The organism is Aquimarina sp. 433 (genome assembly GCF_054054605.1).
The window spans coordinates 540,055-561,928 of the sequence record NZ_JBSWZK010000001.1 but is presented as its reverse complement, the minus strand read 5'-3'; the positions used below and the strand labels follow the sequence as shown (position 1 = coordinate 561,928).

The following is a 21,874-nucleotide window of genomic DNA, read 5'->3' as shown; positions in this document are numbered from 1 at the left end:
TCTGTTGGTTAGATTAAAGGTAACAAAAAATCCCGCTTAGCGCGGGATCTTTTCTATTTTGGTTATTTTGAGTTATAAATCTAATTTGATATTGAGTTCTTTGAGTTGCTCTTGATCAATATTGGCTGGAGCATCTATCATTACATCCCTACCACTGTTGTTTTTAGGGAAAGCAATAAAATCCCTGATGGTTTCTTGTCCTCCTAGTATGGCTACTAATCGATCAAACCCAAAGGCAATTCCACCATGTGGAGGAGCTCCATATTGAAACGCATCCATTAAAAATCCAAATTGTTCTTTGGCTTCTTCTGGAGTGAATCCTAAATGATCAAACATAAGAGCTTGCGTTTCTTTATCATGTATTCGTATAGAACCTCCACCTATTTCATTTCCATTTAATACTAGATCATAAGCATTTGCTCTTACGTCTCCCGGTTTAGAATCTAATAGAGGAATATCTTCTGGTTTAGGTGAAGTAAACGGATGATGCATCGCATGATAGCGTTCTGTTTCTTCGTCCCATTCTAAGAGAGGAAAATCGACTACCCATAATGGAGCGAACTCTTCAGGATTTCTCAATCCTAATCGTTCTGCTAATTCCATTCTAAGAGCACTTAGTTGACCTCTCACTTTATTTGCATTTCCAGATAATACACAAATAAGATCACCAGCTTTGGCGCCTGTTGTTTCTGCCCATTTTTTTAAATCGTCCTGATCATAAAATTTATCCACAGAAGATTTAAAACTTCCATCTTCATTACATTTTACATATACCATTCCTAGTGCACCTACTTGCGGACGTTTTACCCAATCGATTAGTTTGTCAATCTCTTTTCTGGTGTAGGAAGCACCTCCAGGAACTGCGATACCAACAACTAATTCGGCATCATTAAATACTTTAAATTCTTTATGTTGAGCCACTTCATTAAGCTCTCCGAATTTCATTCCAAAACGAATATCAGGTTTATCATTACCATAGGTTCGCATTGCCTCATCATAGGTCATTCTCGGGAAATCACTGATGTCCTGACCTTTTATATCTTTTATTAAATGACGTGTAAGTCCTTCAAATATGTTAAGAATGTCTTCTTGTTCTACAAATGCCATTTCACAATCGATCTGTGTAAATTCCGGCTGTCTATCTGCTCTAAGATCTTCATCTCTAAAACACTTTACAATCTGAAAGTATTTATCCATTCCACCCACCATCAATAATTGTTTAAATGTCTGCGGTGATTGAGGTAAAGCGTAAAACTGTCCTTCATTCATACGAGAAGGAACTACAAAATCTCTAGCTCCTTCCGGAGTAGATTTAATAAGGTATGGTGTTTCTACTTCTACAAAGTCTTGGTCAGAAAGATAATTGCGAACTTTCATCGCTACTTTGTGTCTAAATAGTAAGCTATTTTTAACAGGGTTACGTCTTATATCCAGATATCTGTACTTCATACGAATATCTTCTCCACCATCAGTTTCATTTTCAATAGTGAAAGGTGGAACCAAAGCTTCATTCAAAATCTGTAATTCTTTGACCAAAATTTCGATATCACCAGTTGCTATATTCGGATTTTTAGATTCTCGTTCAATCACGGTTCCTTTAACCTGAATAACAAATTCGCGACCTAGAGTTTTAGCATTTTCCATTACATCCAAAGATGTACGTTGCTCATCAAAAATAAGTTGAGTAATACCATAACGATCTCTTAGGTCTACCCATATCATAAATCCTTTATCTCTGGTCTTTTGTACCCAACCTGAAAGAGTAACTTCTTTGTTAATATCTGAGTTGCGTAATTCACCGCAAGAATGACTTCTGTACATAGCTATTTGTTAAGGCTGCAAAAATAAGAAGTTTAAGATGAAAAATATCTAGTTTTTATAAAAATGAGAATGGAAGCTAAAAAATATCTGATAGTAATTTAATATACGGATTTAACATATTTTTTTTATGGTTTTACTGTATAACATGTTGATTGTCAATATCTTTTTAACTAACGCGCGTTAGTTTTAACATTTTTTTATAAGAATGTTTTAATAGTTTTAACCGAACTTATAAACAAATCATTATGAAAAAACATTCACTAAGTAGCAAGGGGCTTTTGCTATTCTTGTTTTTTTTTCCGGTCGTTCTGTTTGCACAGGAAACAATAACCGGGAAAGTAACTAACGAAAGTACTGGGGAAGGAGTACCTTTCATCAATATCGTAGAAGATGGAACCAATAATGGAACTGCCAGTGATATTGATGGTAATTTTTCACTTACCGTTAACAATCTTCCTGTAAAATTAAAAGTGTTTGCACTTGGATTTACTACTAAAGTTGTTTCAGTAGAAAGTACTGGATCGATTACTATTCAGGTAGCTGAAGCATTAGAAGCATTAGATGAAATCGTTGTAACGGGTCTTGGGTCTTCGGTAAAAAGAGCAAATTTGGCAAATGCTGTTGCTACAGTATCTGCAGAGGAATTAGTTGGTAATACAGGGCAGCCAACTGTTGATGGAGCTTTATATGGTAAAGTTCCAGGAGTTAATATTACTTCATCTTCTGGAGCACCAGGAGGTGGTTTTGCATTAAGACTTCGTGGTATTACTTCTATTACAGGAGATAATCAGCCACTTTTTGTAATTGACGGAGTGTATTACAATAACGATGAAATTCCAACGGGATTACGAGCTGCTTCTGGAGCGAATCGAGGTAATGAAGAAAATTCCGCAAATAGGCTATCTGATTTGGATCCTAATGATATTGATAAAATAGAAATTTTAAAAGGAGCATCTGCTGCAGCAATTTATGGTCAAAGAGCAAGTGCTGGGGTTATTATAATTACCACAAAACGTGGTACAGGTGGAAGAACTAAAATTAATTTCAGTCAGGATTTAGGAATTACTAAAATTGCTAATCCTTTAGGATTAAGACCTTGGACCGCTCAATCTGTAGAAGATACTTTTGATGCTTCTGAAAGAGCGTTGTTCGAGCAAGCTGTGGCCAATGGCGGATTGATAGATTATGAAGATGAAATCTATGGAGAAACTGGTTTTATTACAGAAACCAGAATCAGTGCTTCAGGAGGTGGAGAAAAGACTAAGTTTTATGTAGGGGGTTCCTTTAGAGATGAAGAAGGAATTATCAAAAACACTGGTTTTGATAGACTTTCGATAAGAGCCAATATTGATCATAAAATATCCAATGTTTTTGACTTTTCGTTAAACTCTAATTATGTAAAAAGTAACAATAGTAGAAGTTTTACTGGTAATGAAAATGAAGGAGGACTTAGTTATGGATATACACTCGCTTTTACCAGACCTTGGATTAATTTATTTCCTGACGCTAATGGAAACTATCCAAATAACCCTAATTATCCTGGGAATCCTCTTTTTGTAAGAGATGTTGCTAGAAATGAAGATGCTACCAATCGTTTTCTACAAGGATATAAATTAAATACAAAGTTATGGACAACCGAAAGGAATCGCCTTCGATTCTTAATTAGTGGAGGTGTTGATTATGTAGCAAACGAAACGTATGTTTATGTGCCAGAAACACATCAAGCCCAAGTAGGAGGGCAAGAGGGTTTCATTGCACAAGGAAAAAACAATATTACCCAATTTAATAATCAGGCTATTTTTATATGGGATCATACTGCTCTTGGTCAGGATTTAAATTTAACTACGCAGGTAGGAACAACTTATATTGATATTGAAAGAAATTTTGTAAATAGTCAAGGTGCTGATCTTAATCCAGGTCAAACCAATGTAGATCAGTCTGTTAACCAAACAATTAATCAGTTTTTAGCAAAGGAAAGAGATTTTGGATATTTCGGGCAAGTAGAAGGTAATTATAAAGATCAAATTATTGCTACTTTAGGATATCGTCTAGATAAATCCACCAGAAACGGTGACCCTAATAAGTTTTTTGGATTTCCAAAAGCTTCATTAGCGGTAAATATTAATAATTTTGATTTCTGGCAATTTGAGCCGATTAGTCAGTTAAAACTAAGAGCAGCTTATGGAGAAACAGGTAATCCAGGAGGTTTTGGAGCTACTTTTACTAGTTTTACTGCTTCTAATGTAGGAGGTAACGGAGGAACTTCTGTTGCGGGTCTTCGAGGAGATCCAAATATAGAACCTGAAACTTCCTCAGAATTTGAAACAGGTTTTGATATTAGCTTTTTAGATAACAAAATCTCATTAGAGGCTACTTATTATAATAGAAAAGTTGATGATCTTATTTTAACAAGACAATTACCTGCGTCCTCAGGATTTACTACTGAAACAACAAACCTTGCCGATATGGTAAATCAAGGGGTAGAACTAGCTTTACAAGCAGATGTTTTGGATAATGATGTTGTTTATTGGAATACTGGAGTTCAGTTTTATTTAAATCGTTCGGAAATTACACGATTAGATGTGCCTCCTTTTGCAGTGCAAGGAGCTGGTTTTGGAACAGGTTTAGGAACTTTCTTTTTAGAAGAAGGACAACCAGTAACGCAACTAGTGGGTAATATTGATGGAACATTAACTCAGGTTGGTAATGTAGAGCCAGATTTCCAAATGGCTTTTAACAATCAGCTTACATTATTCAAACAATTAGATATCTCTTTCTTACTACAATGGAAAGAAGGTGGAGATAACTTAAACTTAACTAGGTTTCTTACAGATTTAGGGCAGACCTCTGAAGATTTAGAAACACCAGAAGGACAAGCTCGATTAGCTTCTCCAGCAAATGCGGTACGTTTTGTGGAGCCAGCTGGTTATGTTAGATTAAGAGAAGCAGCAATATATTATAGATTCCCATCTGATATGATCACAAGCTTTTTAGGAGAGGCAGTAGAAGGTGTAAAGCTAGGAGTGTCTGGTAGGAACATTTTCACGATAACAGATTATAGTAGTTATGATCCTGAAGTATCCGTAAATGGAGGAGCAGGATTGTCGAGTGGAATTGAGGTTACTCCTTTCCCAAGTTCTAGACAATTTTATTTTCACTTAAATGTTAATTTTTAAAAGAAAGAAATCATGAAAAATATCTCAAAAATAACATTCAAAGTGGTCATCGCTGCGATTTTCACAATGATGACATTTACATCTTGTGATTTCGATGAAGTTATTGACCCAAATGGACCGAGTGTAGGTGGTGTAGAAACGGGTGCCTCGCTTGATCAGTTAAATGGTTTGGTGGTAGCTGTTGAGTCTACTTCAAGAAATGGACTAGGTATTGAAACGACTGCTTCAGGTACAATGGCAAGAGAATTGTATTTATTCGATGCCGACCCTAGAAATACAGGAGATCTTCTTGGTAAAAATGGAATAGGATTAGATAATAATTCATTTTATAGTACAGCTCAATGGAATGGTAGCTATAGATGTATTAAAAATGCCAATGTTTTAATTACAGCGGTTATGAATACCGAAGTTATTACTGATACAGAAAGACAAGGATATCTAGGGTTTGCTAAAACTTTTATAGCATATGAACTTATCCAGATTTTAAAATCGTACAATATTGCAAGAATCGATGTTGCTGATCCAGATAATTTAGGACCAGTATTAGAATTTGGACCTGCTATGACAGCTGTTAGAGCATTGTTAGATGAAGCTGAAACGAACCTTGGTAATGCAGGTAGCGAATTTAGTTTTCCGCTTAGCAGTGGTTTTGATGGGTTTACTACGCCTTCGACATTTTTACAGTTTAATAGAGCTGTAGCAGCTCTTGCAGCAGTGTATGATGGAGATGGCTCTGGCGCTTTAACAGATTTAGGAGCGTCATATTTTGATTTAACAGCGGATTTAACGTTAGGGCCAAAACATATATTTAGTTTAGGTGGTGGTGATCAAGCGAATCCAGTTTTTAGAATACCTTCTTTATCTGCTGCAGAGCCGAATAATGGAGACCAGATTATCGTACATGATAGCTGGGTGAATGATGCTGAAGCTGGTGATACTAGAGTTACTACAAAAACGGCCACAAGACCAAACCCAACGTCTCAGGATGATCTCAATGGAACAAACGAAACGAGATTATATGCTTCTAATGTAAGCTCCATTGACATTCTTAGAAATGAAGAGTTAATCCTGTTATATGCTGAAGCTAGTATTTTAGCAAATAACTTACAAGATGCAGAAGATGCTTTAAATGTAGTAAGGAATGCAGCAGGTTTAGCAGATTATAGTGGAGCTCAAACATCTGCCGATTTAACTACTGAAATGTTAAATCAAAGAAGATATTCTCTTTGGGCAGAAAATCATAGAATGTTTGACTTAAGGAGGTACAATTTATCTAATACATTACCGATTGATAGAACAGGAGATCAGATTTTTAATATGTTCCCTATTCCTTTATCGGAAAACCAATAGTGTTTTTATCTAACATAATAATAAAAACGCCGCAGATCTGCGGCGTTTTTTTATAGATTCAAAATCATCAATATGCTTTCTATTTTTCTTATATTTTATTCACTTTCTGTATGATTCTTTTACCAGAAAAATCTGTGATTTCCATTAAATAAAAACCACTTGGTAAATCGGATAAGTCATATTCTAATTGACTATTCGTAGATTTAAAAATTGCTTTTCCAGAAACATCATACAAACGAATTCCTGAAGGAGCGGTAGTAAACGATACGGTATTGATTACAGGATTAGGATAGAATACAATGGTGTTTAATACGACTTCTTCCACTGATAGTATTTCTGATTCACCAACTTCTCTTACCACACTAACTTTATTACTTTGTGATATAAACAGGTCTCCATTTCTATTAAACAAAAGATAGTTAGAATCATCCAGTCCTCCAATAATATCTGTTGTGCTACCGTCATTTTGGTTATATTTCACAATTTTTACAGTAGCAGATGGTCCGTTACCTACTTGTTCGTCGAAATAAACAAAATCATTAGAATCTACAGCGACAGAACGAATCCCAACAATTCCGGTTAATAGTGTTGTGCTCGATCCATCAGGCGAGATTTTGATTAATTTACGGTCGTTACGATCTGCAACAAAAAGATTTCCACTACGATCAAATGCGATTCCTTCTGGAGAGAATAATCCAGTAGTGTATTCGGAAACTGATCCAGCAGGTGTTATTTTAAGAATATTTCCACTAAAATTACTTACATATAAATTTCCAGCAGTGTCAAACTTTACATCCCATGGAGAGCTAATCCCATCAGAAGAACTTAGAAATTGTGATTGTTGTGCATTGGTATCAAAAGTTAAAACCTGACTTAAAAACGACTCTGCCACATAAAGGTTGTTATTCTGGTCAAAAGAAATTCCGTTGTTATTAAAACCTGTAGAAGCAAACTCTGTGGTTGTTTCTATATCCGTTGCTTTAAAAATTTTCCCGGTAGTATGTTCAGCGATAAATAAATTTTGATCTCCATCAAAGGCTAGACCTCTCGGAGAGTTTAACCCAGTTACATAATCCTCAATTACAAAAGCAGGACCTTCTACAGTTACGGTGGTACTACATGTGTTTATATTACCTGCAATATCTGTAACAGTTAAGGTAACTATTTGTTCTCCAATATCAGCACTAGTAAAATTCGTTTTATCAATGGCTATATTTTGAATGCCACAATTATCCGAGGAGTTCTCATTTATATCTTGTGCGGATATGTTTGCTAAACCAGAATCATCTAATTGAATACTAAAAGGAGCAATACAATTGGCAGTAGGAAGGATTTCATCAGTTACAGTAACTGTTGCTGTTGTCATATCAGAATTTCCAGAAGTATCAGTTACGGTAAGAGTAACAATATTGTCTCCAATGTTAGAGCAATCAAAAGTACTAGGAGAAACGATAATGGATGCGATATTACAATCGTCATTTGATCCATTGTCTATATCTGTTTCTGTAATAGTACTGTTTCCATTAATATCAAGTTGTACTGTAATATCTTTTGCTTGCGCAATCGGATCAACGGTATCCTGTATCGTAACTATTGCAGTGTTAGAATCAGAATTACCATTTACATCAGTTACTGTTAAAGTTACTGTATTTTCTCCTATATCAGCGCAGTCAAAAGTATCTGGAGATACGGTAATTGTAGAGATGCTACAATTATCCGAAGATCCGTCATTAATATCACTAGCAACAATACTTGCCATTCCACTATTATCTAAAGAGACAGAAATATTTTTAGTAACTACTGTAGGGTTTATAACATCCTGTACCGTAACTATAGCAGTCGTTTCGCTAAAGTTATTACTTGTATCTGTTGCGGTCAGTGTAACGGTGTTTTCTCCGACATTCGAGCAATCAAAAGTGTTTGGTGTAACAGTCAGGCTTAGATTACAATTGTCTGAAGATCCATCATTAATATCGTTTCCTGTAATACTTACTGAACCATTCTCATCAAGTGCTACAGTAATATCTTTTGCTTGCGCTACTGGATTTGTATTATCTTCTACTGTTACAAGTGCTGTTGTCGAATCACTATTTCCAGCAATATCTGTTACAGTCATTGTTACTGTATTTGCTCCTAAGTCAGAACAGGTTAATACACTAGGAGACACTGTAATTGAATCAATAGCACAATCATCTGTAGAACCATTATCAATAGCAGTAGGATCTAAAACAATAAAACCGTTAGTGCCTAGTTGTACGGTAATATCCTGAGCCACAGGTGTTGGATCGGTAGTATCTTCTGTTGTGCTAATAAAGTCACGACTTGAGTATCTACTTTTATCATCAGAAGCACACACGGCTCTTACAAATATTCTGTAAGTGGTGTTAGGATTTAAATCATTTAACGTAAATGGGTTTGTATTTGCTGCATAAATAACTTCGTCTGATGTACCAATACGAGTAACTGAAACCTCCCAAGAAGTTTCAGAACCATTTGAGGTCCATCCAATGGTTCCAGAAGAACAAGTTTCATTAGTAATTGTCAATGAAGTTGGTATCTGACATGTAGCTATGGTTCTAAAATCATAAGTAATCCATTTACTAAAACCATCTGTATCACAATTAGATCTTACATATAGTGTGTAATCGGTATCTTTAATAAGTCCATTAACACTATAAGTTGTAGAAGTGATCACATCACCAGAAACTGGTTCTGGATCATTGAATAAAACAACGGTTGCCTCCCAGCTAGTTTCTGAATCACCAGCTTGCCAGGAGAAGTCTGCACTGTCCAATGTGATATCTGTACTGTTAATATTTATAGGAGAAGGACATGTTTCAAGCGTTGTAAAAAATACTTGAGGAGAGTAGTCACTATCAGAAGTAGTACAATTAGATCGAATAGCAATACTATAATTAGTGTCTTGATCTAAATTTGTTAGAGTAAACGGATTTGAATTTGCCGATATCACTTCTCTTGAAGAATTATCTCGATTGATAACCAAAATATCCCAAGAGGTTTCAGAACCTGCATTTGTCCAACTTACGTCTACCGTCGATGGAGTCAAGCTATTCGTATCAATATCTAAATTTGATGGGATTCTACAGTTTGGAAATTGATAAGTAAAAGTATACTGTGTACCTTCTCCAGGGTACTCGGACGTAGATATATTGTCATCAGAAACTGTAGAGCTAACAGAGCTTGGAGATCCTGGTGTAACACTAATAAAACTAATTTGATCTGAAAATTCTGTATTCAACCCGATACTTGTAGATTGATTTTCAGTAGAATTATTTGGCCCATATAAAAAAGTAATATTATTTGTGGTCTCTTCGAAGATTATTCTGAAGCTAACTTCAGAACTTGTATTCGAAGGAAATTGACTTGTCCAAAGTACTTTTTCCCATTCAATCGTAAATGTTCTAAAAGGAGCTGTTCCCGATAACAGTGTTTTTCTTTTAGCAATAGTATTATCATTTGCAACAGTCATTTGGTTGTCCCATAAAGGAGCAATAATTGCTGTTGTACCAGATTCATTTTGTTGTCCAAGATCAGATAGTTCATTAGGTTGAGGTTCACTAGTTCCACCCAGACTGACCTCTCCGTTATTTTTAAATATTAAGCGGTCTATTTTTTGACCAGCATATTCAAAATCAAAAGGTATGCTAAGTGAACTAAAAGTGTTACGGCTTAGTACAGTTTCATCGGCTCCAACTAATGGGGCATAGGAAGCAGTACTTTCAGAAAAGGTATAATAATTTTCGATTTGAGCTTTTGTGGTATTCCAACACAAGAGCGTTAAAAGTATTCCAAGGTAAAAATAGTTTTGTTTCATAAAGTGTTATTTGTTTTCTGTTTTCATCGTAATTAGATATACATTTTTTGAAGAAGTGTATCTATTTACTTTTTGAATTAATGCAAAAAAGTAAATAGATAACAAAATGTATCCAGATTAATATTGTTTGTTTAGAATTTGTAAGTAGGAAAATTAGTTTTTCAAGTATATTTATGATTTAGGGTTTATAATAGATTCGGGTTTTTCGAGCGCGAAATTAACATTAAATTATAAATGGTCAAAATAAGAAGAGGTTAGTTAACAGTTGTTTAAGCAAAAAAAACGCCACAGAAATGTGGCGTTTTTTAGTACAATTAAGATGCGAATTAAGTGGCTGATGGTATCGGCATTTCGCCACTTTCATCACTTTCTAATTCTTCTTTTTCTTCCTGATTAAGTATTGGTGTAGTGCTTCTTTTTTTACTGAGCCAAACTTTTACCTTGTGTACTATAAAGAATAAACATGGCACTATGATCAGTGTTAGGAAGGTTGCTATAATTAATCCATAGATTACTGCCCAGGCAAGAGGTCCCCAGAAAATCACATTATCACCACCAATATAAATTTTAGGGTCAAAATTGGCGAATAAGGAGAAGAAATCTATATTAAATCCAACTGCTAATGGAATCAGACCTAATACGGTTGTAATAGCAGTAAGAATTACTGGTCTTAGACGTGCTCTTCCTCCTTTTACGATTAGTTTCATTACCTCATCATTATCAAGATGTTCGTTTTCTGGAATATTGAGTTCTACCTTTTTACGATCAATTAATAATTGCGTATAATCCAATAATACCACACCATTATTTACTACAATTCCTGCGAGTGATATGATTCCCATCATGGTCATCATGATTACGAATGCTGCTCCAGTGATCAGAATTCCACCAAATACTCCAATAAAGCTTAAGAAGATAGCAATCATGATAATAGTAGGTTTAGAAATAGAACTAAACTGGAAAATAAGGATCAACATAATAAGTCCTAATCCCGCAAAAAAGGCTCCCATTAAAAACTCCATTTGCTTGTTTTGCTCTTCGATCTGTCCTGTATAATTGATTTTAACACTGTTCGGTTTATCTTTAAAACTCGCCATCTCAGTTTCTATTTGTGCTACAATAGCTCCAGCATCAGTGTAACCAGGTTGTAATCCTGAATATACAGTTACCACTCTTTTGGTATCACGATGTTTGATCGCACTAAATGAAGACGTATTCTTTTTAGAAGCTACCGCAGAAACTGGAATCTCTTTCAATCTTCCTGTTGCTTGATCTCTAAATGTGATATTCTGATTAAATAAAGCACTAGTATTGTAGCGATCATTTTTATCAAAACGGACATAGATATCATAGTCTTCTCCATCTTTTTTATACACTCCGGCTTTCTCACCAAAAATAGAACGACGTAATTGATTTCCAACCTGTCCGGCAGCAACTCCTAATTCACCTGCTTTTTGGCGATCAACAGCTACCTGCATAGCAGGTTTCCCTTTGTTAACATCAATCTTTAGTTCTTCGATACCAGGAATGTTCTTTTCATTGATGAAATTTCTCATACGTTCTGCTACGTTGATCAACTCATCATAGTCTTTTCCTTCGATTTCGATGTTTATGGGATATCCAGCTGGCGGACCTACGGCATCTTTTTCTACAGAAATGGCAACACCTGGATAGATTCCTTTCAATGCTTTTTGTACTTTGAATCGTAATTCTTCAGAGTCTTTTCCTTTTCTGAATTTAAACTCTCTCATAGCGGCAATGATCTTACCACGATGAGGCATTTCTGCACTACTACCACCATCTGTTTGTGGATTTCCTGCTCCTTCACCTACCTGTGATACGGCAGCTTCTACCAAGAAGTTGTGATCTTCGCCTTCGATATATTCTTCATCATTAATAATAGCGTATACACGATTTTCAATTTCCTTGGTAATTTTATTCGTTTTTTCGATATCCGTTCCTTGTGGATATTCGATATATACTATAATTTGATTGGGTGTATTATCTGGGAAGAATTCTACCTTGGTTCGCTGACTTCCAACAGAAGCACCAAATGCTCCAAATACCACAAATAATAATAGGAATGTTCCGAAGACAAATGCATAGGTTCTCCATCCTCTTAAGGCAAAAGAAAGAAAACGTTGGTAGGTATTTTCTAACCAAGTTAAAATCCTTGTTTGGAAAAAAGTAGCCATTCTTTTTAATAGATACTTATAGATCCAGAACATAATCGCGGTAAAGATCATTAAAGTTCCAAGTCCTCTTACTGGTCCACCAACAATCATGATAAATATTCCAAATCCACCAAGAATCAAACTTAAGCGAATTAGTTGTTTTACAGTCAATTCTCTTTCGCCTATATCCATAAATTTAGAAACGAGCATGGAATTGAAGAATATTGCTACGAAAAGTGAGGATCCTAATACGACAGATAAGGTTTTCGGGAAATAAATCATAAACTGCCCCATAACACCAGGCCATAGACCTAATGGTACGAACGCCGCAACAGTGGTTAATGTAGAGATTATAATCGGGAAGGCGATTTCACCAATTCCTTTTTTGGCAGCTTCAATACGAGACATACCTTCTTCTTCCATCAAACGATATACATTTTCTACTACCACAATACCATTATCTACCAGCATTCCTAGTCCCATAATCAGTGCAAAAAGGATCATGGTATTCATAGTGAACCCCATTAATGACAGAATCATAAAAGACATAAACATAGTCATTGGTATAGCAAAACCAACGAATAATGCATTTCTAAATCCTAAGAAAAACATTAAAACCCCTACAACCAGAATAATCCCGAAAATGATATTGTTTACCAAATCGTCTACCTGATTAATCGTTTTGGATGATTGATCGTTGGCAATACTGATATTTAGATCTGTTGGGAATACATTTTCCTGCGCATCAGCTACTATCACTCTTATTTGATCAGCAGCTTCTACCATGTTTTTCCCAGAGCGTTTTTTTACCTCTAGCATTACTACATTATCACCAAACTCTCTAGCATAGGTAGTTTTGTCTTCCTCTTTAAAAGTAACTTTGGCAATATCTCTAAGGTAGACAGCTCCATCCTGAGATTTTACCACAAAATTGTCTAGTTCTGAAGGTTGATCTATTTCACCAAGAATTCTGATAGTTCTTCGCTGTCCACTGGTAATCATATTTCCTGCAGACATAGTGATATTACCATTTCTAATGCTATTCAGGACATCATCAAAGCTCACCTTTGCTGCCATCATTTTATAGATATCTACAGCTACTTCTACTTCTTTTTCCTGCGCACCTCGGATATCTACTCCTTTGATCTCTTTTAGGTCTTCAATCTCATCCTCTAGGTATTCTCCAAATTGTTTTAACTTATCTACGGGATAGTCTCCAGTAATGTTAATGTTCATAATTGGAGTTTCCTCTGAGATACTTAAGTCGAAAACATTAGGTTCTACCTTGGCACCATTAAAGGTTGGCCAATCTTCATTAGATTTTTCAGAGTCTACTTCATCTTTTACCTTTTGTTTAGCTTCCGCAACCGTAAATTTCTCTTCAAATTCTACGGTGATGATTCCATAATCCTCTTGCGAGGTGGATACGATTTCTACCACACCTCCAAGGTTCTTTAGCTTATCTTCTAGCGGATCGACAATTAATCGCTCTATATCTTCCGAGGTATTTCCTGGATATGGAACGCTAATGTATATTTTAGTTTCATTAATTTCTGGGAAATTCTCTCTTGGCATCGAGAAATATGCCGATAACCCTAGAACGAAGAAAATCGCCATCATCACATAGATGGTTGTTGGGTTGTCAATGGCCCAAGACGCTAATCTAAATTCTTTATCTACTTTTTTCTTATTTACTTCCATAAGATGTTAGTTTATAATTTCTACTTTCTGACCATCCTTAACACTTCTTGCTCCTTCACTAATGATATCATCACCATTCGCGATCCCTTCAAGAATTTCGATATAATCTCCTTGAGTTTTTCCTGTTTTTACGATAGTACGTTTTGCTTCGGCGATGTTTTTTGCATCTTTTCCAGAAGTTACATAAGCATACTGATCTCCCTCTGCATTTTCTGAGATAATACTTTGTGGAATTAAAATCGCTTTTTCGCTTGTGTAATCGTTGATCTGAACTTTGGCAGTAAGATTAGGTTTGATAATCCCATCTTTATTAGGAACTGCCACTTCTACTGTAAACGAACGGTTATTTGGATTGATGTAGTTTCCTACCTGACGAATTTTTGTATCGATCGTTTTTCCTAAAACTGGAAAATGTACTTTCGTTTCTTTTCCTTTCACAATACTAGAAATATAACTTTCTGGAACTTCTACTTCTATATACATATCGTCTAGGTTTACAATACGGATCAATTGTGATTGTCCAGGAGCAACCACACTTCCTTGCTCGGTAATTACATCATCTACAATTCCTGAGAATGGAGCCGTTACGGTAGCTTTTGCTAATTGACGTTTCATTTGATCTACACCATTCTTCGAAGACTCATAGTTTGTTTTAGCTTGAAGGTACTGAATCTCGGAACCTATTTTTTGCTCCCACAACTTTTTCTGACGTTCATAGGTTGTTTTAGCTAATTCTGCTTGCACTTCCATTTGTGCTACTTGTTGGCTAAGACCTCCATCATCAATTCTTGCAAGAACCTGACCTTTGGAAACTCTTTGTCCTTCTTTAACTAAAACTCTAACCAGTGTTCCCGCAGCTTCTGGATATAGTACAATGTTCTTTTTAGTTTCTACACTTCCTTGTAACTCTAAATAGTGGTTAAATAAAGTGTCTTTGGCAGTAATGGTTGTTACTAAAGGTAATTTTTTGATGCTGTCTAAGGATGCAATAGCTTCATCTAATTGCTTTAGTTTGTTTGCGATTTCCTGCTGTTCTGCTACGATTTCACCTCGTTTGGCTCTAATGGCAGTTAAATCTCCGTCTTCGATAACTTTTTCTATAGACGTTCCATCTTTTTGTCCACAAGAGGCAATAAGAAGGGATACTGAGAATATGATAAGTATTTTTTTCATGAGTATGTCTAGTTATTTGGTGTATTAAGTATTGTTTCTAGTTTGGCTTTATTGTTTATAATAGTAAGCATCGCTTGTAGTACTTCTTGTTGTACACTGTATAATTGTAATTGTGCTTGCCTTAATTCAAAACTTGAAGCCAATCCTTCGGTATATTTGATTTGATTTTTATTTTCTATTCTTTCTGCTAAAGAAAGATTCTGTTTTGATGTTTCATACGTTTCTAAAGAAAGTTGATAATCGCTTACTGTAGAATTGTACTGAAGCTGGATTTGTTGTTGTGCTTCAATAAAAGATGTATTTGCTTGCTCAAAAGCAATTCTCGCTCTTTGTGTTTTAGCACTTCTTCCCAAAGAACTGAAAATTGGAATGTTTAGGCTAACTCCCAAAATCGAAGATTGAAACCAGCGCTGATCATTTTCTAAAAATGTAAATGAATCACTATTTGCTTGTGTACCATAATTTACAAAAGCCGATAATGTTGGTAAAGCTCTACTTTTTTCTAATTTAAGTTCTAATCTTCGCTGTTCAGTTAACAGATATCCTAATCGGTAATCGATATTGTTTTCAATAACAAATGGTTTTAAACCAACAGAATTGTCTATGTTTTTAGTTGTTAGACTATCCAAATTATCTGACAATACTGTATTAGAATCTACATCAACTCCGATAGTAAGATTAAACATTTGCAAAGCTATTTTTGCTAGCCTTTCTGCATTGTTCAACTGATTTGTAATTTGTAATAAGGTAATCTGAAGTTGTTCTACATCTTCTTCTTCGGCTAGACCGTTTTCAAATACCTTTTTTCTTTCTTCATAATTCTTTTCTAAAGCAGCTTTGTTATTCTGTAGAATCTTTACACTTTCATTAGATACCAAGACACTTCCGTAAGCGTTGATCACACTTTCACGAACATTAAGTTGGGTTTTCTCTTGTGAATCATTGCTGTATTGTAAAAAGCTTTTGGCAGCCTCTAAGCCTACAAGGTATGACCCATCAAAAAGTAATTGCGATAAGGTAGCACTTGCAGTAAGTTGTTGTTTGGTTCCAAATACAACTGGAATAAAACCTTCCAAAGGATCTGGAGAACCGTTAGCGGTTAAATCAAAGAATTCTTCTACAGTATTAATGGTACTTTCTCTATTGTCAAAAGCGGAAGCTGGTAATAAAGAAACCGGTTGCTTTAATTGATTTTGGTAATCAATAGCTGCATTAATTTGTGGTAAACCGGTCGCGGTTGTTTCCCATTTCTGTTTAAGAGCTTTAGCTACATCACGTCTGGCATTGATGGATTGATAACTATTTTCCAAAGCAAACTCTATAGCTTCATCTAAGCTAAATGAATATTGTGAAGAAGCAGGAGTCTGCTGCGCAAAAGAAAATGTTATGAATAAGCTAAAGAAACATAAGGACCAAAGGTTGTTTCTCATAATTTATGGTTGTTTTAATAGATTGTTTAAAATTTTTAAGCCTTTTTCGGTGGCAATACCACGGATATGATATTCTAAGTAATCAGTCATTAATTTAGCAACTGGAAATTTATGGATGGGGAACATCTCTTGATCTTTGATGCCTGTCATTCCCATAAAATAAAGTCTTGAAATAATTTCTACGTCGATATTATCTCTGTAAACTCCAATTTGCTTACCTCTTTCTAAATTATCGATTACGCATTCCTGCATTGTATCAAACTGTCTAATTTTAAGGCTACTATGAATTTTTGGATAGTATTTCTGAAGTTGATATTGAGGAGATGTTTTTTCACCTTTTAGATGATGCATTACAAAAGCCTTGATAGCATATAATTCCTCAATTGGCTCTTTATTTTCTTCTAAAATAGCATCGATTCCATCGCTAACCGTACAGAATAAATGGTCGGTTGTAGCTTCTACCAACTTAGTTTTATTCTGAAAGTGCGCATAGATGGTTTTCTTAGAAATTCCCATTTCCGAAGCAAGATCATCCATTGTAACGCTCTTAAAACCTAAGTTTAAGAACATGTCATTCGCTTTTTCTATTATTTTTTCCTTCATATTGGGGTTTACTTAATTACAGTGCAAATGTACACGAGGAAACTTTAAAAACATTAAAAGTTTCCTAAGTTTCACAATTTTTTAACACTGATCTAACACGAATCGTCATTTTAGAGGGTTGAACTGTGGCCATCGTGTAGATTTTTTTTAAATAGAACGAAAAAGGCTGCCCAATTTGGACAGCCTTTTTAACAAGATCTTAGTTCTTAATTAATTATAAAGCTTTTTTCGGAATCTAGTATAAGCTCTGAAACTTCCGTTAGAAGATTGGTCACGTACTACGCGCAGTCGTCTTCCGTATCTTCTTTCAGGACTAAAAGGAGGCCAGCTTGGATCTACAATATGCACAGTCCAGTAGCTGGAATTCCATATACCATTTTCAAGCTCTACTTCTTTTCTTAGCTGCCATGTATCAATATATCTGTAGAATTTTACAGTAGTTTGTCCGCAAATGACATTTGTCCAGGTAAAAGCTTCGTTTAATTTTCTCCAGTTACCTCCAAATACCGATTGTCTGGTATTATTAGTCCAGGTTTGTGAGTCACAGAATTCTATATAATCAGGGTTTGAATTCAAAGGAACTTGACAACGTTGGCTTCTAAAGGTGTTCTCAGATTCATTATAACAACTACTACTTTTTTCAAGGATTTCTTTATAGTTATTATCCAGTACCTCTACCTTTTTTAAAGAAGAGTCCATTGTTCTACCAGATTCTTGGAAAGCATCGTAACCAGCTGCTTTAGCTAATGCTTCAGGAATCGCTACATCTTGGTCAGTAAGTTCTATAAATAATTCGAAAGGAGAATGATTTTCCATTTCTATCATCGGTTCCTCGTTTTTTAAAAGGTCATAATCATACAGTTTAATAAGTTGAAATATTTCATACTCATTATCATTTTCATCACCAATTTCAAAGAGCTTTACATCCAATCCATTTTTCTGTATATGAGCAATTTCTCTTGATTTTGGAAGTATATCATCATTAAGTTCTCCAATTAGATCCTGTTCCGAACTGGATTCAGATTGTGGTTTCTCACAAGAATATGCAATAATCATTGTGAGCATTAGGGCTAAAGTTTTAAAAGTGATTTTTTTCATGTGTAAATGGTTTATTTTGTTTACCACAAAGCTATTTTGAGTATAATTTTTTGATGTCCGAAAACTTTTACATTCAAAATATTAGGACATATTTAATGTGTATAGGATCTCAATTTCAAGAATTGTTTTTTTAATTTTTATTATACCTTAGCACAAAAATTCATTCAGTGCATACCATTTCCGATTACCAAAAATATTTTTTAGATTATTTATCAGAGAATACGATACAAAAAGAACCTAAGAATCTCTATGAACCTATTTCTTATATACTAACATTAGGAGGTAAAAGACTTAGGCCTGTTTTGGTATTGATGAGCTGCGAAATTTTTGGAGGTTCCTACGAAAAAGCTTTAGATGCAGCTTTGGCAATAGAGGTTTTTCATAATTTTTCTTTAGTGCATGATGATATCATGGATGATGCTCCGCTGAGAAGGGGAAAAGAAACGGTTCATGAAAAATGGGATGTAAATACAGGGATTCTTTCTGGCGATGCTATGTTGATCAATGCATATCAACTTTTCGAAAATTATGAAGGAGATATTTTTAGACAGTTAGCTCAGTTGTTTTCAAAAACGGCGATTGAAGTTTGTGAAGGACAGCAGTATGATATTGATTTCGAAACACGAGATGATGTTACTATTTCGGAGTATTTAAAAATGATTGAATATAAGACAGCAGTTCTAGTTGCGGCGGCTATGAAAATGGGAGCGATTATAGCTGAAGCTTCTGACACTTGTAGATCATCTGTTTATGATTTTGGACGATTATTAGGAATTGCATTTCAATTACAAGATGATTATTTGGATGCTTTTGGAGATCCAGAGACTTTTGGAAAACAAGTAGGGGGAGATATTATTGAGAATAAAAAAACCTTTTTGTATTTGAAAGCGATAGAAAAAGGGGATGATAGTCTAAAGAAACAATTAGAAGGGTTGTTTTCATTGCATCCAGAAAATCCTTCAGAAAAGATTCAAACAGTTAAAGGGATTTTTGAAACAACTGGTGCTAAGGAAAGTACAAGACAGGAAATTGAGAAATACACCAAAATGGCTTTTGATGTGTTAGAAGGTTTGTCAATTTCGGATGATAAAAAGAAAGTCTTGGAGACTTTTGGTAAACAGCTAATGAATAGAACTGTATAAATAGAAAGACCTGATCTGAAAATCAGGTCCACGCTTGGTTTGAGGCAAAAAAACACCGCGTAATAAGGTTAATAAAATTCTAATAGGTATAAGTTTTATTAACTCCTTTTATTTTTAGTAATCTTGATCGAGTCAAAAGTAAAATCAGAGTTCGCCGTAAAGTTTTCTCCAGTTTTTACATTCATAAACTTCCACTGATATCCTTTTTCTGTTTCTTGAACATCAGATCTAGCTATAGAGGATATAGGAACACCAAGATAGTTTTGGATAATAGTATTGATTTTTGTGTTTATTTCTCCGCTAACATTATTTTGTGATGATGCTGGGGTAGCTATGTTATTAGAAGTAGTTACTTTTACTTCTTTAGTTTTTAGTGTTTCTTTAGAACCTGAACAGCTTACTGCTGCAAATCCTAAGAAAACTATAAGTAGTTTTGCTTTCATAATGAGTTTGTTTCTTGTACAAATGTATTGTTAAACCATATTTTTTTTATGGTTTAAGTGTGTTTTAAAAATGAAAAATTAGATAATTTGTTGGATTTATCGATGAAATGCAAACACTACAGAGTAAAAAAAGAAGTAATTGTTAATTGTATTAAAGTGAAGATGTTTACGAGGCTTTTATTGATAGTAATTATTCATGTTGGTTATGGTCAAGATAAATTTGATCAGGTTAATGATCGTTATGAAATTTTTTTAGAAAGAATTAATGTAAAGGATACCTTGCTAAAGAATAGAACTAAATATTATAAATGTGGGGAGGATATATCTGGTAGAATTGAATATTATTATGAAAAGGAAGAGTTAAAATTGATGATGCATATCTATAAACAAGGTTTTGGAAATAATTCGTTTTTGGAGAATTATTTTATTCAAAACGATTCATTGCAGCTTAAAACCGTGATATCAGAAGAGATTTTTTTTAATACACTTTATAAAGAGAGTAGTCAAGGAGTATCTTCTACTAGTGTTGAAAAAGTTATAGAAATTACCGAGCAACGAATGCTTTTTAAAGATGATGATGTTCCAGCTTGTATTGAAAGAAAGCATGGAGCAATACTTTCAGAGTGGGACCAAGGATATTTCGACTCCTTAGCATTTGATAAAGGAGCTTGCATTGAAAATAAGGAAGATATCTTATATAAATACCGTTTACTTAGAAAAGCAGAAAAAAAACTAGAGAATTATTCGAATAGAAAGCCCAAATGTATTTTTCATATTTGGTAAAATGAGTAGCTAAAAGTCCGAGACCTGTGTGTTTTCCTTTTTGTTATTCTTCTCTATTTTAACGGAACTAAATTTTAGGTCCGAAAACCCTTTGAAACTACTTCCATTTCTAACATTTAGAAATTTCCAGTAATAGCCATTATCCGTCTTTGTGATTGGAGATATGGCTATAGAAGAAATAGAAATACCGAGATGACTTTCGATAATGGTATTTATTTTCTTCTGAATTTTTGGATCGTTAACTTCTCCTGTTTTAATAGATTTGTCTTTTTTTACAAAATAAGGATTGTTATTAGGATCGAAATTAGAAGTGGCTACTTTTTTGTTACTAGAACAAGACGACAGTGCTATTGCCACTAATAGCGTTAGAGTTAAGTTTTTCATGATGTTTTTGGGGTCTTATTATTTAATTATCATAAAATTACTAAAAGAAATGCAGATTTGATCTTATAAGGCCTAATATTAGATAATAAGTAGTTTTTCTAGATAAACTACCAGATTTTTGCAGCAAATAGCGGGAATTTTTAAAAGAACACTCTCACAAAAGGAGCATAAGCACTTGCATAGATACTTTTGTTTTCGTCATATAAAACATCATATCTGAGTCCAACACTTACAAAACCAATCCTATATCCCGCACCTATAAAAAGAGCTGGATACCAATAATCATCACTGAAATCTTCTCCGTCAATTTCGAAATTTCTGCTTACACCCATTTGTTCAAACTCAGCAGATAGTTGTAAAGAAGGAAAAGGGTTGTATAATGTAATAAGACTTGCACCGTAATTTGTGGCAGTAAAATTTCGAGAATCCGTATAACCGAAGTTGAGTCCAAACCCTGCACTGAACTGATTATTAAAATCATACACTGCAGAAGGTGCTAAAATACCATTAAACGTATCATCGGTAAAACCAATACCAATATTTCCACCAATTCTAACTTTGGACCAAAAATTATTAACCTGAGCATAACATTCTTGTAAGGAAAGGAAAATTGATAATACTAATACGGAAATTTTGATTTTATGAATAAGAATTAGTTTCATTGTTAAAATTGTAAAAAAATGTTACAATAAATATATATAATTCGATACTCATTATACTGTAATTGTTGTATTTTTGTGATGTTTTATAATAAAAAGACG

Annotated in this window: 14 protein-coding genes; 4 read left to right on the top strand and 10 right to left on the bottom strand. The window is 34.5% G+C overall.

The genetic code is table 11. From position 1 onward, the window contains the following. Nucleotides 1-72: 72 nt before the first annotated feature. Nucleotides 73-1,821, bottom strand: a complete 1,749-nt coding sequence (aspS, locus tag ACWNT5_RS02430; protein WP_456516485.1) for an aspartate--tRNA ligase — start codon at nucleotides 1,819-1,821, stop codon at nucleotides 73-75. A 245-nt stretch (nucleotides 1,822-2,066) separates the two neighbouring features. On the opposite strand from aspS, the gene ACWNT5_RS02425 reads away from it, so the two are divergent. Beyond that, nucleotides 2,067-4,997, top strand: coding sequence for a SusC/RagA family TonB-linked outer membrane protein (locus ACWNT5_RS02425; protein WP_299603840.1), 2,931 nt, complete (start codon nucleotides 2,067-2,069; stop codon nucleotides 4,995-4,997). Nucleotides 4,998-5,009: 12 nt separating this feature from the next. Beyond that, nucleotides 5,010-6,347: a RagB/SusD family nutrient uptake outer membrane protein gene (locus tag ACWNT5_RS02420; RefSeq protein WP_299603837.1), complete on the top strand. Its 1,338-nt coding sequence runs from the start codon at nucleotides 5,010-5,012 to the stop codon at nucleotides 6,345-6,347. Nucleotides 6,348-6,435: 88 nt separating this feature from the next. Here the strand turns inward: ACWNT5_RS02420 and ACWNT5_RS02415 are convergent, their stop codons facing one another. The 6 genes from ACWNT5_RS02415 to ACWNT5_RS02390 form a co-directional block, all read right to left on the bottom strand. Then, a complete protein-coding gene (locus ACWNT5_RS02415; RefSeq protein ID WP_456516484.1) occupies nucleotides 6,436-10,182 on the bottom strand; it encodes a fibronectin type III domain-containing protein in 3,747 nt (1,248 codons plus the stop codon). Nucleotides 10,183-10,508: 326 nt separating this feature from the next. Next, complete coding sequence (locus ACWNT5_RS02410) at nucleotides 10,509-14,057, bottom strand: efflux RND transporter permease subunit (protein WP_299603831.1); 3,549 nt, start codon at nucleotides 14,055-14,057, stop codon at nucleotides 10,509-10,511. A 6-nt stretch (nucleotides 14,058-14,063) separates the two neighbouring features. Further along, nucleotides 14,064-15,230 (bottom strand): efflux RND transporter periplasmic adaptor subunit, encoded by a 1,167-nt coding sequence (locus ACWNT5_RS02405; protein ID WP_299603828.1) that lies wholly within the window; start codon nucleotides 15,228-15,230, stop codon nucleotides 14,064-14,066. 8 nt (nucleotides 15,231-15,238) lie between these two features. Continuing rightward, on the bottom strand, nucleotides 15,239-16,660 hold the full coding sequence (locus ACWNT5_RS02400; protein WP_299603825.1) for a TolC family protein: 1,422 nt from the start codon (nucleotides 16,658-16,660) through the stop codon (nucleotides 15,239-15,241). A 3-nt stretch (nucleotides 16,661-16,663) separates the two neighbouring features. Beyond that, nucleotides 16,664-17,263: a TetR/AcrR family transcriptional regulator gene (locus ACWNT5_RS02395; RefSeq protein ID WP_299603822.1), complete on the bottom strand. Its 600-nt coding sequence runs from the start codon at nucleotides 17,261-17,263 to the stop codon at nucleotides 16,664-16,666. 210 nt (nucleotides 17,264-17,473) lie between these two features. Next, nucleotides 17,474-18,361 (bottom strand): hypothetical protein, encoded by an 888-nt coding sequence (locus tag ACWNT5_RS02390; protein ID WP_456516483.1) that lies wholly within the window; start codon nucleotides 18,359-18,361, stop codon nucleotides 17,474-17,476. 167 nt (nucleotides 18,362-18,528) lie between these two features. Here ACWNT5_RS02390 and ACWNT5_RS02385 point away from each other — a divergent pair, with 167 nt between their 5' ends. Next, nucleotides 18,529-19,503, top strand: a complete 975-nt coding sequence (locus tag ACWNT5_RS02385) for a polyprenyl synthetase family protein (RefSeq protein ID WP_456516482.1) — start codon at nucleotides 18,529-18,531, stop codon at nucleotides 19,501-19,503. A 98-nt stretch (nucleotides 19,504-19,601) separates the two neighbouring features. On the opposite strand, the gene ACWNT5_RS02380 is transcribed toward ACWNT5_RS02385, so the two are convergent. Continuing rightward, nucleotides 19,602-19,946: a hypothetical protein gene (locus ACWNT5_RS02380; protein ID WP_456516481.1), complete on the bottom strand. Its 345-nt coding sequence runs from the start codon at nucleotides 19,944-19,946 to the stop codon at nucleotides 19,602-19,604. Between the two features lie 156 nt (nucleotides 19,947-20,102). On the opposite strand from ACWNT5_RS02380, the gene ACWNT5_RS02375 reads away from it, so the two are divergent. Next, a complete protein-coding gene (locus ACWNT5_RS02375; protein WP_456516480.1) occupies nucleotides 20,103-20,729 on the top strand; it encodes a hypothetical protein in 627 nt (208 codons plus the stop codon). Between the two features lie 9 nt (nucleotides 20,730-20,738). On the opposite strand, the gene ACWNT5_RS02370 is transcribed toward ACWNT5_RS02375, so the two are convergent. After that, nucleotides 20,739-21,113: a hypothetical protein gene (locus tag ACWNT5_RS02370; protein ID WP_456516479.1), complete on the bottom strand. Its 375-nt coding sequence runs from the start codon at nucleotides 21,111-21,113 to the stop codon at nucleotides 20,739-20,741. A 140-nt stretch (nucleotides 21,114-21,253) separates the two neighbouring features. Further along, nucleotides 21,254-21,775 carry a hypothetical protein gene (locus ACWNT5_RS02365; RefSeq protein WP_456516478.1) on the bottom strand — a complete coding sequence of 174 codons (522 nt, stop codon included), beginning with the start codon at nucleotides 21,773-21,775 and terminating at the stop codon, nucleotides 21,254-21,256. Between the last annotated feature and the right edge of the window lie 99 nt (nucleotides 21,776-21,874).